At 60.4% G+C, this 13837-nt stretch carries 9 protein-coding genes; 8 read left to right on the top strand and 1 reads right to left on the bottom strand.

Features of this window, described 5'->3' with window-relative positions; all coding sequences use genetic code 11:
• Positions 1 to 27: 27 nt before the first annotated feature.
• The 4 genes from sufD (at position 28) to sufA (ending at position 3419) form a co-directional block, all read left to right on the top strand.
• A complete protein-coding gene (gene sufD, locus OEG84_RS05465) occupies positions 28 to 1299 on the top strand; it encodes a Fe-S cluster assembly protein SufD (RefSeq protein ID WP_267652786.1) in 1272 nt (423 codons plus the stop codon).
• Positions 1292 to 2530 carry a cysteine desulfurase gene (locus OEG84_RS05460; RefSeq protein WP_267652785.1) on the top strand — a complete coding sequence of 413 codons (1239 nt, stop codon included), beginning with the start codon at positions 1292 to 1294 and terminating at the stop codon, positions 2528 to 2530. Before sufD ends, OEG84_RS05460 begins: the two co-directional genes overlap by 8 nt.
• 13 nt (positions 2531 to 2543) lie before the next feature.
• Positions 2544 to 2924, top strand: a complete 381-nt coding sequence (locus OEG84_RS05455; protein ID WP_267652784.1) for an SUF system Fe-S cluster assembly protein — start codon at positions 2544 to 2546, stop codon at positions 2922 to 2924.
• 105 nt (positions 2925 to 3029) lie between these two features.
• Positions 3030 to 3419 (top strand): Fe-S cluster assembly scaffold SufA, encoded by a 390-nt coding sequence (gene sufA, locus OEG84_RS05450; protein ID WP_267652783.1) that lies wholly within the window; start codon positions 3030 to 3032, stop codon positions 3417 to 3419.
• 344 nt (positions 3420 to 3763) lie between these two features.
• On the opposite strand, the gene OEG84_RS05445 is transcribed toward sufA, so the two are convergent.
• A complete protein-coding gene (locus OEG84_RS05445) occupies positions 3764 to 6319 on the bottom strand; it encodes a GcvT family protein (RefSeq protein WP_267652782.1) in 2556 nt (851 codons plus the stop codon).
• Between the two features lie 292 nt (positions 6320 to 6611).
• Here OEG84_RS05445 and OEG84_RS05440 point away from each other — a divergent pair, with 292 nt between their 5' ends.
• The 4 genes from OEG84_RS05440 to msrA all read left to right on the top strand — a co-directional run bounded on the left by OEG84_RS05440 (position 6612) and on the right by msrA (position 13763).
• Complete coding sequence (locus OEG84_RS05440) at positions 6612 to 8468, top strand: autotransporter assembly complex protein TamA (protein WP_267652781.1); 1857 nt, start codon at positions 6612 to 6614, stop codon at positions 8466 to 8468.
• 1 nt (position 8469) lies between these two features.
• On the top strand, positions 8470 to 12663 hold the full coding sequence (locus tag OEG84_RS05435) for a translocation/assembly module TamB domain-containing protein (protein WP_267652780.1): 4194 nt from the start codon (positions 8470 to 8472) through the stop codon (positions 12661 to 12663).
• Positions 12664 to 12806: 143 nt separating this feature from the next.
• Positions 12807 to 13256, top strand: coding sequence for a peptide-methionine (R)-S-oxide reductase MsrB (msrB, locus tag OEG84_RS05430; protein WP_267652779.1), 450 nt, complete (start codon positions 12807 to 12809; stop codon positions 13254 to 13256).
• Positions 13257 to 13763 (top strand): peptide-methionine (S)-S-oxide reductase MsrA, encoded by a 507-nt coding sequence (gene msrA / locus OEG84_RS05425; protein ID WP_267652778.1) that lies wholly within the window; start codon positions 13257 to 13259, stop codon positions 13761 to 13763.
• Positions 13764 to 13837 lie beyond the last annotated feature (74 nt).

Below are 13837 nucleotides of genomic sequence, written 5' to 3'. Positions count from 1 at the left end.
GCCGGAAAGCCGGTCAGGAGAGACAGCATGAATTTGCAGACAAAACCGCCCCGGACCGCCGCAGAACAGGCGATCGTGGACAGCTTCACCGAGATGATGGGCGATTTGCCCGGCGATGCGCCCGTGACCAAGGCGCGCGACCAGCTGCTTTACGATATCTCCCAGGCCGGGCTTCCGACCCGGCGGGTCGAGAGCTGGCATTACACCGATTTGCGCAATCTGTTGCGTGGTGTGGCCGATCCTGAAAGCGGGGCGGCCAAACAGATCGACCCGCTGGTTGGCGGCAGTCTGGTGCTGCCGGTGGTACAGGGCCGCAGCGCCGAGCTAACGTCTCCCGACGGCCTGAGCCTCGAACCATTCATGGATCTGCTGGTGTCCGGCGAAGCAGCCAAAATGCTGACCGAGCGTGGCGCTGACGATCTGATCGGGCGTTACAATGGCGCCTTTGTCGGTGACGGGTACCGAATGAGCGTTGCCGCCGATACCGAGTTCGAAGAAATTGTCGAACTGCAGTCGGTGCAGTCAGGCGGGCAGGTTCACAACCGTTTTGTTGTGAATTTCGAGCGTAAATCGAAGGCGACCGTGATCGAGCGCCATCTTGGCGACGCCGGCCAGACCGGTCTGTCGACCTCGATCAGCACGCTCGATGTGGCCGATGGCGCCGAGGCGACGTGGATCATCCTGCAGGGGCGCGGTAACAATGATCAGCACCTGGCCCAGCTCAATGCCCGGCTTGGTACTGACGCGCGGCTCAAGGTGTATATCGTCAACGCCGGTGGCAAGCTGGTTCGCCAGGAGGTGCATATCGAGGTTGCGGGCGAGGGCGCCCATCTCGACATGCGCTGCATCAATCTGCTTGCCGGCGACAGCCATACCGATGTGACGCTGACACTGGGTCATGATGTGCCCAACACAACCTCTTCGGAGATCATCCGCAACGTGGTGCTGGATCGCGCCCGCGGCGTGTTCCAGGGGCAGATCCGGGTTAACCGCGAAGCGCAGAAAACCGACGCGCAGATGGCCTGCAACACGTTGCTTCTGTCCGATGACGGTGAGTTTGCGGCCAAGCCGGAACTGGAGATTTTTGCCGACGACGTGATTTGCGCGCACGGGGCAACGGTGATCGATCTCGACAGCAGTCATCTGTTTTATCTGATGGCGCGCGGCATCACCGAAAAATCAGCGCGCTCGCTGTTGGTCAACGGCTTTGTCGACGAGTTGATTGATGAGCTCGACAATGAGGATCTGGTTGAGGTGCTGAAAACCCTTGTTGAACAATGGCTTGTCGACCATGCCTGAGATCTTGAATCACGAGTATGATGTTGACGTGATCCGCAAGGATTTTCCAATCCTTTCGCGGATGGTGCATGGCAAGCCGCTGGTCTATCTCGACAACGGCGCTTCGGCGCAGAAGCCGCAGGTGGTGATTGACGCGGTCAGCCGTGCCTATTCGAACGAATATGCCAATGTGCATCGTGGCCTGCATTTTCTCTCCAACGCCGCCACCGACGCCTATGAGAATGCCCGCGAGATCGTGCGGCGATTTCTCAATGCGCCATCGGTCGACAATGTGGTGTTCACCAAATCGAGCACCGAGGCGATCAACACGGTGGCCTATGGCTATGGCATGCCAAAGATTGGCGAAGGTGACGAGATCATCATTTCGGTGATGGAGCACCATTCGAACATTGTGCCCTGGCACTTCTTGCGCGAACGTCAGGGCGCCAAGATTGTCTGGGTCGGCGTTGATGATCAGGGCCGGCTCGACCCGGATGATTTCCGCAAGGCGTTGACCGACCGGACCAAGATGGTGGCGGTGACGCATATGTCGAACGTGCTCGGCACCGTGGTCGACGTCAAGGAGATCTGCCGGATCGCCCACGAGCAGGGCGTGCCGGTGCTCATCGATGGCAGTCAGTCAGCGGTGCATTTGTCGGTCGACGTGCAGGATATCGACTGCGACTGGTTCGTGATGACCGGTCACAAGCTTTACGGCCCTTCCGGAATTGGTGTGCTCTACGGCAAGACCGAGGCGCTGAAGGCGATGCAGCCATTCATGGGCGGCGGCGAGATGATCGTCGACGTGTCCGAAGATGGTGTCACCTACAATGATCCGCCGCACCGTTTTGAGGCGGGAACACCGCCGATCGTGCAGGCGATCGGGCTCGGCGTTGCGCTTGATTACATGGACGGGATAGGCCGCGAGCGGATTGCCGCCCACGAGGCCGATCTGGCGCGGTATGCAACGGAGAAACTGTCGGCGGTCAATGCACTCAGAATGATCGGTACAGCGCCGGACAAGGGAGCGATCTTCGCCTTCGAGATCGAGGGCATTCACGCCCATGATGTCTCGATGCTGATCGATCGGTCCGGGGTTGCCGTGCGGGCGGGAACGCATTGCGCGCAACCGCTGCTCAAGCGGTTCGGGGTAACGTCGACTTGTCGTGCCTCATTCGGGATGTACAATACCCGCGCGGAAGTAGACGTGCTGGTCGAGGCGCTTGACAAAGCGCGATCTTTTTTCGCTTGAAGGAGCAAAGCCGATGAGCGACGCACCCACAGATGACACCAACGAAACCGGCAATGCGGTGGCGGAATCAGCGATTCCGCGCGAAGAGCTGGCGCGGCTGAGCGACGATATCATTTCGGCGCTGAAGACCGTCTATGACCCGGAAATTCCTTCCGACATCTACGAGCTCGGGCTGATCTACAAGATCGACATCGAGGATGACCGGATGGTCAAGATCGAGATGACGCTGACTGCACCGGGCTGCCCGGTGGCAGGCGAAATGCCGGGCTGGGTCGAAAACGCGGTCAACACGGTTGAAGGTATCTCGGGCGTAGAAGTGTCCATGACATTTGACCCGCCGTGGTCGCCTGACCGGATGAGCGAAGAAGCCCAGGTTGCCGTCGGCTGGTATTGATCTACGCGCTCGGGCATGTCAGCTTCTTGTTAAGTTGACTGCTCCACACTACATTCATGGAACGAAGCAGCGGGCCTTGAACCCGTTCTGCGGAAGGAGACCGTAATGGGTTTTGCCGTGATGAGTTTGACGCAGGCTGCGGCCGACCGCGTCAAGACAGTATTGAAAGCGGCGTCGGGTGCCGAAGGCATCCGCGTCAGCATCAAGAAGGGTGGCTGTGCCGGGATGGAATATGCCATCGATCTGGCCACCGAGGCCAATCCCAAGGATGATCGGATCGAGCGCGATGGTGCGGTTATATTCGTGGCGCCGGAAGCGGTTTTGTACCTTCTTGGCACCGAGATGGATTACGAGGTGACCAAGCTGCGCTCCGGGTTCACCTTCAACAATCCCAACCAGACATCGGCCTGCGGCTGCGGTGAATCGGTCGAACTTAAGCCTGCCGATCTGGCCAAGCTGGCAGCCGAGGGCAACCCGGTGGTGCGTACCGATTGAGTTGGCCAATATCTCACGCAGGTTGAGTTAAGACGTTTGCAAGTTGAGTCCTGAAGTGCCCGCAAGTCGCTGATTTTGCGGGCATTGTTGTCTTTAGGACGTGTGTGACGGCAATGCCAGTGCTGGAGTTTGGCGGGATCTCCCGTCATCGTCTTGCCAGACTTGATCCCGCATTCAGCAGGCGACCGTTCGCGAGCCGGGGGCCCAAACCTGTTCAACACATGAAAGCGTGTCTCACCGCGCTGACGCGCGGTGGCTGGTATCCGGATCAAGTCCGGGGTGACGGAAGCCGGAGATGATCAGACCTCTTCCGGATTCCTGAAGTGTGCTGTGATTTGGCTTGCCTAACTCCGCATCTTTTCGCCCATCGGGTCGAACGGTGCTTCCAGCGCGATCCGGGCCGGGCGGCGGATGCCCATGATCTCTATCTCGAACATGCCGCTGCCGCCGTTGCTGGCAAGTGCTGCCGGGATGTAGCCCTGCGCCATCGATTGGCCGATGGTGTGGGCATAGCCGCCGGAGGTAATCCAGCCAACCACGCGCCAGTCGCCATCGCGCAGCGTGCCGCCTTCGGGCTTGGCGATTTCTGTGCCGTTCGAATCAAAGCGCGGCGCACCATAGCCATGCGGTGCCTCGACGGTGCCGTAGTCGGTGTCGCCGACCTTGGCCCAGACCGGCTCGTCTCCCATCACATCGGCGTCGAGCGCATCAACCAGGAACGAGGTCCGCATCAGTTTCGGACCGTCGGCATGTTCCTTGGCGGCGGCTTCGCGACCGATGAAATCGTTTTTCGTGAGTTTGATGAAGCGATCCATGGCGGCTTCGTAAGGGCCGTAGATGGGTCTGAGTTCACGGAACCAGGTCGGGAAATTCTTCTCAAGCCGCATCGACAGCAGCGCGCGCATGCCGAAGTCGGTGATTCCGAACTCTTCGCCCGCTGCCTTGATGGCGCGGTAGACGGCCTGCTGGTAGGCCGGTTCCATCCAGATTTCGTAGCCGAGGTCGCCGGTATAGGTGACGCGATTGACCATGCATGGCGCTCCGCCAACATCCATCTGACGGAAATCCATGAAACGGAAGGCCGCGTTGGAAACGTCGTCATCGGTGAGTTTTGCCAGCAGATCGCGGGCGCGGGGGCCGGCAATCGATAGTCCTACCAAGGTAAGGTCATAGCGGTGGATGCGGACGTTGCCATCAGCGGGCAGGTGCTTGTTGAACCAGCGCATGTGATAGCGTTGTGCGGCTGAGGAACCCCAGACCATGAAGTCCTCGTCGCCAGCTTTGGCGATGGTGAAATCGCCGATCAGCTTGCCGAATTCATTGAGCATCGGGGTCAGTACGATACGTCCGGGCTTGGGCATGGTATTGGTCATCAGGTGCGACAGCCAGGCCTCGGCGCCCAGACCGCTGACCCGGTATTTTGCGAAATTGGCGATCTCGGTGACGCCGACCCTCTCACGCACAGCACGGACTTCGTTGCCTATGTGCTTAAAATCATTGGATCGGTGGAAGGACAGCACGTCATGAGCTTCGTCCGCAGTGGGGGCGAACCACAAGGGTGTCTCCAGTCCCCAGCTGTCGCCCATCACGGCGTGATTGTCGCGCACCATGACATCGTAGAGCGGTGTGGTCTGCTGCGGGCGGGCGGCGGGCAGTTCCTCGTTGGGAAAGGAGATCGAGAATCGGCGGGAGTAGTTCTCGCGCACCTTGGCATTGGTGTAGCGCAGAGTTGCCCACTCGCCGTAACGCGATACGTCCATGCCCCAGATATCGGCACCGGGATCGCCATGGACCATCCAGTTCGACAGCGCCAGGCCAACACCGCCGCCCTGGCTGAAGCCGGCCATCACCGCGCAGGCGGTCCAGTAATTTGTCAGGCCCGGCACGGGGCCGACCAGCGGGTTGCCATCGGGCGCAAAGGTGAAGGGGCCGTTGATGATCTGCTTGATGCCGGCGTTTTCCATCGCCGGGAAATGCTTGAACCCGACTTCCAGTGACGGCGCGATGCGGTCGAGATCCGGCGCCAGCAATTCGTGGCCGAAATCCCACGGCGTGTCGATTGGCGACCAGGGCTTGCTGGCTTTCTCATAAGTGCCAAGCAGGATGCCGGAGCGTTCCTGCCTGGTGTAGATCTCGCCCTTGAAGTCAATGACGCCAACCAGTTCGCGGCCGGTCTTGGCGTTGAACTCAAGCACTTCGGGCATTTCCTCGGTAAGCAGATACATGTGCTCCATGGCCAGAAGCGGCAATTCAAGACCGACCATGCGGCCGACTTCGCGCGCCCACAATCCGCCGGCATTGACCACGTGATCGGCTTTCACCGTGCCTTGCTCGGTAATGACATTCCAGGTGCCGTCGGCCTCCTGGGTCAGCTCGGTGACGCGGTTGCGCAGTACGATCTCCGCGCCAAGCTTTTGCGCGGCCTTGGCGTAGGCATGGGTGGTGCCGGAGGGGTCAAGATGGCCTTCGACAGGATCCCACAGAGCGCCGACGAAATTGCTCTCGTTCATCAGCGGGAACATCGCCTTGGCTTCGGATGGGGTGATCAGTTCGGTTTCCATGCCGAGATAGCGGCCCTTGGCGTGGACCAGGCGCAGGAAATCCATGCGCTCGGGGCTGTCAGCCATCATCACGCCGCCGGTCAGGTGCAGGCCACAGGACTGGCCGGAGAGCGCTTCAAGTTCCTCGTAGAGGCTCACCGTGTAGGCCTGCAGCTTGGCGACATTGGGGTCGCCATTGAGTGTGTGAAAGCCACCCGCCGCATGCCATGAGGAACCAGAGGTCAATTCCGAGCGTTCAATCAGCATGACATCGCTCCATCCGGCCTTGGCAAGATGATAGAGCACTGAACAGCCAACGACGCCGCCCCCGATCACAACTGCTCTGACATGCGATTTCATGGTCCACCCCCGGCCTGATTTAGGCGGCAGATTGCGAAATCGTATCCCGCCGCACAAGAGGTAATTGCGACATCGCCGCTAAAACCGAGCAGCGCAGGCTTGCCATTATCTTTGACGACCATAGTTTTTTCACAACGCCCTTATTTAAATCGGATTTTTTGGGCTAAAAGGATTCAGGGCCTGTTCACCATGGCGCTGTAGATTGGAACGGATGACACACGCGCGGACCATAGATTGCCGAGCGCGCGGTCCCTTGTGGCCGCGAAGGCTGCCGCATGTCTTGTGTTTGGCCATGGCACTCGCAATCCCGTCCACGGCTGGTCAGGCGCTGGAAATCTTTGGGCTGAAACTGTTCGAAGACGAGCAGGCTGACACCGTCGCAGTTGTCGATCCGTTGTCTTACAGCGTTTCGCTGGAAGTCAGCGGTGCCGATCCCGACGGTTCCTTGCGCAGCGAACTGGAAGTGGCGTCGCAACTGGTCCAGGGTGCCGAACGCCCGGTTTCCGGCTCGATCGGGCTGATTCAGCGGGCCAACAGCGATTTTGAGCAATTGGTGGCGGCGCTTTATGAAAACGCCCGTTATGGCGGGCAAGTGCAGATCCTGATTGCAGGCAAGCGCCTGGCCGATCTGCCGCCTGACGCCGATTTGCGAAGCACCGGACCGGTTCCGGTGCGGATCATGGTCGTACCAGGGCAGCAATTCCGTTTTGGCGACGTGAACATCCGCGATGTTGATGGTCGCGCCTATACTGCCGATGCGCAGGGACTGACCCCGGGCAGCCTGGCAAAATCGACAGTGATTCTCGATGCCGAGAAAGCGCTGGTGAAAGAACTTGAAAAGACCGGCCACCCGCTGGCGCGGATTTCCGACCGCGATGTGGTGGCTGATCACGCAACCGGTGTGATCAATGTGTCGCTGACGCTTGAAGCCGGGCCAGTGGCGCCGTTCGGGCAGACCGCTGTCGACGGCGCCCAGTCGGTGGATTCGGATTTCATCGCCATGATGGCCGGCATTCCCGAAGGCGAACAATATGATCCGGCAGCTCTGATGGCGGCTGCCAAGCGGCTGCGGGCGCTGGAGGTGTTTTCCAGCGTCACCGTGCGTGGCGGCGAAAACCTGACAGAGGCCGGTGCGGTTCCGGTCGAGGTCAATGTGTCGGAACGCAAGCACCGCTTTCTGGGTCTTGGCGCGACCTATTCTTCCACCGACGGCGGTGGCGCGGAGGCCTATTGGGGGCACCGCAACCTGTTCGGTCGTGCCGAGAAGCTACGGGTTGAAGGCTCGGTCAGCGGGCTTGGCAGCACCAGCGAGGCCGAGGACATGACCTGGCGCGGAGCGGTGTTGTTTGAAAAGCCCGGTGTGCTGGGGCCGGCTTCGAAATTCACCTCGCGGCTTGAACTGGAGCAGGAAAACCCGGACGCCTATCGCCGATTCTCGGTCGTGGGCGCTGTGGGTGTTTCCTATGAACTGACGGAAAAACAGACGGTTTCCGCCGGTGTCGAGGTAGAATATGCCACGCTGACCGACAGCTTCAATGTTGACCAGGAGACAATCACGATCGCACTGCCGCTCGAATATGTGCGCGACACCCGTGACAACCGGCTCAACCCGGCCTCCGGCACACGGTTGTCGCTACTGGTCGAACCGGCCCACGAGATCAACAATGGGGCCACCTTTGTAAAACTGCGCGCTGAGGGCTCGGCCTACCGGGCGCTGGACGCGGCGAAGCGTTTTGTGCTGGCCGGGCGGGTTGCTGCCGGGGCGATCTATGGTGCGAGGCTGTCAGATGTTCCGGCCAACCGACGGTTTTATGCCGGTGGTGGCGGCTCGGTCCGCGGATACGGATATCAGGATATTGGTCCGGTGGACGCCACAGGCGCGCCGACTGGCGGTTTGGCGATGATCGAAACCTCGGCTGAACTGCGCATCAGCATCACCGACACGATTGGCATTGTCCCGTTCGTTGATGCTGGCATGGTCAGCGCCGGCAACAGTTTTTCCGGTGCCGAATTCAAGGTCGGCGCCGGTGTGGGTCTGCGTTATGCTACCCCGTTCGGGCCGTTGCGGGTTGATGTGGCGCTGCCACTCAACAAGGGCCCGACCGACCCGGATTACGGAATTTATGCCGGGATAGGGCAGGCCTTCTGAGATGACCGCCGCAACAACGAGCAAACGGCGCCCGGGAGTGTTCTGGCGCGCGGCGCGGTGGTTCATCATTCTCATTCTTGTCATCGCCGCCTTTCTGATTCTGCTGGTTTCGACCACGCCTGGCGGGCGGCTGATTGTGCTGACACTGAACCGCCTCGGGTCGGGGGCGGAGCAGAGCGTTGAGATCGACCGGATCGACGGGTTGTTGTCGGGCTCGACGTCGATCGGTCATGTGTTGGTCAAGGATGCCGAGGGCGAGCCGTGGCTGCTGATCAAAGGCATCAAGATCGATTGGTCGCCGCTGGCGCTACTCAGCGCCGGGCTGGCGATTGATGATCTGACCATTGAGCGGGTCGAGTTGGCACGTTTACCGAAACCTGCAGAGAAGCAAGATGAAGTAAGCAGCGAACTGGTGCTGCCACTGGCGCTGGATATCAAGCGGCTGTCCGCGCCCGACATTCTGCTTGGCGAACCGGTTGCCGGCCGGGTGGCTCGGCTTGAGGCGAAGGGCAGTCTCCAGGTCGATGCGAGTGTTTCCACCGCGCTGGCCGATCTCGTGGTCAAGCGGATCGATGGGGTTGGCGGCGAACTTACTGTCGATGCGGATTACCGGAAGGGCGAGGACCTGCTCAATGTTTCTGCCAAGCTGTCGGAACCACCGGGGGGAGTGCTGGCGCATTTGCTGCAACTGGCGCCGCAGGATGCCATCAGCGTCAGCGCAACGTCGCAAGGCACGCTTGCCGACTGGAAACTCAATGTGGCCGGCACGATCAACGATGAAATTGTTGCCGAAGCGCATTTGCAACTGATCGCCGGTGAAGCTGGCGAAGCAGTTTCGCTGCAGGCCGAAGGCGCGTTTGAGCAGTTCCTGCCGCCAACGCTTAGCCAGATTGTTGCAGGACGCAGCGCGTTGAGCCTTGAAGGGGTGATTGAGCCGGACCGCAGCGGCGCGGTGATCGACATCTTCACCTTTGCCTCGGCGCGGCTGTCGGCGGAAGGACGTGGCCGGGTGGCGCTAGAGGGCGAAGTCGATCTGACCGCGTCGATCTCGCCGCAACCGGGTGCCGGGATGCTGAGTTTCGGCACGGACGGCGCGCAGGTCAGCCTGTCCGTTCCTGAAGCGGAAATGCGGGTGTCGGGCAATGCCGAGGAGGCGAGCATCCATCTGGTGGCTTCGACCGCGCGCATCGAGGGTGCCGATTTCAGTGCCGACGAGGTGTCGGCGGTGGTTGATTTCGGGCAATTTTCGATGGCCACCCGCAGCGGCGAGGGAACCATCAAACTCGATATTGGCGCGGTCGGATCGACCAACGAGATCGTCGCCCGCGCGGTTGCCGGTGGCGTTAATGTATCTGGGGCGGTGGCTCTGGCCGAAGATGGGTCTGTCAGCAGCGACAAGATTACGCTTAAATCCGGTGTCACCAATGTTGCGCTCGAAGACATCACCGTCGGGACTGCCGGTGACCTTGCTGCCCGCCTTTCAGGGGCTGTGCGCAGCGCAGTGCTGTCGGATCAGGCCGGGGGCGTGCTCGGCGAAGAGCTCAAATTTATAGCCGAGGTGGTTCGCGACGACGTCGGTTCGGTTTCGGTGCGTGACTTTCAGCTTTCTTCCCAATTCGCCACCGCATCGGGTGGCGTGGCGCTCGACAGCGATGGCCAGATTGCCGGTGATGTCGAGGCCGAGCTGAGCAATCTGGCAGGTTTTAATACGGCGGTCAGCGGCGGGCTGAAACTCTCGGCGACGCTCTCGGGACAGAGTTCCGCGCCGGCGTTTGAAGCAAAACTGTCGGGCAATGCGCTGGCTGTTCAGGGGCGAGACCTTTCCGGACTGCTGCTTGAAGCCAGCGGCGTGGCCGATACCGCGGCGCCGCAGGCGGATATCGAGCTGAGCGGAACCCTTGACGGGCAACCGATTGCCGGAACAGCCAGGCTGGCGCAGGCCGGTGGGGTGGTGCAGATCGACCCGTTGCGGCTGCAGGTGGCTGACAACCTGATTTCCGGAACGCTGGTTCTTGACGAGACCTACCGTCCCAAGGGCACAATTGAACTCGATCTGAAAGGCATTGGCCCATTGGCAGCGCTGGCCTTGCAGAACATTAGCGGCAATGGCGGCGGCACGATCAAATTTGACGTGCGCGACAGCCGTTCTCTGGCTGACATAGCACTGGATTTCCCGAAATTGAGCGGTGAGGGCTATGCGGTGCGCGATGCGCGTATCGCCCTGAGCGTGGATGATCTGATGGGCACGCCAAGCCCTGTGGGCACGCTGGATGTTGCCTCAGTGAAGGCTGGTGAGACGGATGTATCGGGGCTGCGGGTCGAGTTTTCGCAGGCACAGGGGTGGACGGTGTTTGACGCCAAGGCGCAAGCCGCCGGGTTCCCGGTTGCGCTCAAGGGACGGGTTCGGCCGGGTGAGGCAGGAACTGAACTGGAGTTTGAAAGCGGGCGCACCGCCTACCAGGGGCTGGCCATAACGCTGAGTGACCCGGCGCGGGTGGTGATCCGTGACGGGGTGGCCAACATAGAACGGTTGGCGATTTCGCCCGGCGGTGGCCGGATCGCGGTGTCGGGCACCGCTGGCGAGAAACTCGATATTGTCGCAGACCTGTCAGGGTTGCCGCTTGCATCGGCCAACGCGGTCGCGCCGGGCGCGGGGCTTTCGGGAACGCTGTCGGGGCAGGTCAAGATCGGCGGCACTGGTGCGGCACCGGTGGTCAGTTATGATCTCAATGTCAGCAATCTGCGGGCAGCCGCGGCCTCCTCTGTCGCCGACGTGCCGCTGGCGGTTACGGCGACCGGCGGTCTTCAAGGCGGCAGGCTCAGCTTCAACGCTCGGGCGGAAGGCAGTGGTCTGTCTTTTACTGCGACCGGTGGCCTCGATACCGCCGGTGCAAAGCAATTGTCTGCCAATATCAACGGCACGGTGCCGTTCTCTCTGCTTTCGCGGCAACTGGCCGCGCAGGGGCTGGCGCTCAGTGGTGCCGCCAATGCCGACATCTCGATTTCCGGAACGGCGGCGGCGCCGCAGATCGCCGGGACAATATCGACATCGGATGCGCGGCTGGTCGATGGCCGGTCCGGGTTGGCAATTGACAAGCTGACGGCCGAAGTGGGGTTGACACCAGGTCAGGCATCGATCCGGTCGCTATCCGGAACATTGTCCTCTGGTGGCCAGATCAGCGGTTCGGGAACCATCGGTATTCAACCTGGATCAGGCTACCCAGCTGATTTGAAACTCAAAGTGATGCGCGGACGCTATGCTGACGGCCAGATGGTGGCGACACGCTTTGATGCCGATTTGGCGCTTTCGGGCGCGCTTCTGGAACGACCGTCGCTTAGTGGCACGGTGCAACTCGACGAGACGACGATTACCGTGCCCGATAGTCTGCCGGCCTCGATTTCACAGCTTGATGTTACCCACAAGAACGCATCAGCAGCTGTGGAAGCGCAATCCGAGCGGTTGTCGGCGGATGCTGGCGGCGGCGGTTCGGGCGGACTTGGGCTTGATCTGACCGTCCGTGCAACCCGGATCTTTGTTCGCGGCCGGGGGATGGACGTGGAACTTGCAGGATCGGTGCGGTTGTCCGGCAGCTCGAATTCGCCCTCGGCCGCCGGGGGATTCGAGCTGGAGCGGGGCCGGTTGAGCATTCTGGGCAAACGGCTTGATTTTGATAGGGGCAAGATCGGCTTTGCCGGATCGATGGTTCCAGTTCTGGATTTCGCCGCATCGAACCGGGCCGGCAGTACGACTGTCACGGTTCTGGTGACCGGGCCGGCCGATCGGCCTGAATTCAGCTTCACATCGAGTCCGGAATTGCCCGAAGATGAAGTGTTGGCGTTGCTGATCTTCGGCCGCTCGCTCAACGATCTTTCGGCGATTCAGATTGCCCAATTGGCCGAAGCCGCAGGACAACTGACCGGTGTGGTCAAGGGCGGCGGATTGGTGGAGAAACTACGCCGGGCCACTGGCGTTGACGATATCGACGTGCGCACCGACGAGGACACCGGCGAAACCTCGCTGGGGGTCGGAAAATACCTCAATGACCGGACCTATTTGGGACTCGAGAGCGGCACCGGTGCCGGATCCAGCAAGGCGCGCATCGATCTGGATATCGGCCGCGGCGTCAAGTTGCGTGGCGAAGCCGGTGCGGACGGAGAAACCAAGGGCGGCATCTTCTTCGAACGCGAATATTGAGCCGCTTTCAAGCATGATCACCACAAGTTGAACGGTTGCGGGCGTTACAGCCTGCGACGCGTCGTCGCCGGTGATTGAAATTCTCTCCAAAGAGCCACATTTTGGTGTTTGATAAGATCGATCATCCTGCAGGGAACCAATCCATGAGTAAAGCGTTTTCAAAGTCCAAAGATGCCATCGCCGCGTTGACGCCGGAGCAATTCCGAGTGACCCAGCAAAACGGCACCGAACGGCCGTTTACGGGTGAATACAACGATAACAAGGCTGCTGGAATCTATGTCGACATTGTTTCGGGAGAGCCGTTGTTTGCCTCGTCCGACAAGTTTGAAAGCGGTTGTGGCTGGCCCAGTTTCACCAAACCGATCGTACCCGCGCACGTCACCGAATTGCGGGATGCCAGCCTTGGCATGGTCCGCATCGAGGTGCGCTCCAAACATGGTGACAGCCATCTCGGCCATGTGTTCCCTGACGGACCGCAGGACCGGGGAGGGCTCCGTTATTGCATCAATTCCGCCTCGCTGAGGTTCGTTCCAAAGGACGAAATGGAAGCCGAAGGCTATGGCGAATATATTGAACAAGTAGAGGATATCTAGATGACTGAACGTGCAGTACTAGCCGGGGGATGCTTTTGGGGTATGCAGAATCTGATCCGCAAACTTCCGGGCGTTTTGAATACCCGCGTCGGCTATACCGGTGGTGATGTGGAAAATGCCACCTACCGCGATCACGGTACCCATGCCGAGGGAGTCGAGATCATCTATGATACCAACCGGATCAGTTATCGCCAGCTTCTGGAATTCTTCTTCCAGATCCACGATCCATCAACCCCGAATCGGCAGGGTAATGACCGCGGCATGTCCTACCGCTCGGCGATCTACTACACCGACGAAGAGCAACGCCAGATTGCGCTCGACACCATCGCCGATGTCAATGCTTCTGGGCTATGGCCAGGCAAGGTTGTGACCGAGGTTGAACCGGTGGGTGAGTTTTGGGAAGCGGAGCCTGAGCATCAGGACTATCTTGAACGGATTCCCAATGGCTATAGTTGCCATTTCCCACGGCCCGACTGGGTGTTGCCCAGACGCGAGGCGGCCGAGTAGCTCAAGCCCATAGGCTTGACGATAAAGGAGCCAGTGGCAATAACCGATATTGCCACTGCGACGGTATCGGGCGG

It is taken from the genome of Hoeflea algicola (genome assembly GCF_026619415.1).
Classification (GTDB): Bacteria; Pseudomonadota; Alphaproteobacteria; order Rhizobiales; family Rhizobiaceae; genus Hoeflea; species Hoeflea algicola.
This window is presented reverse-complemented; position numbering and strand designations above follow the sequence as displayed.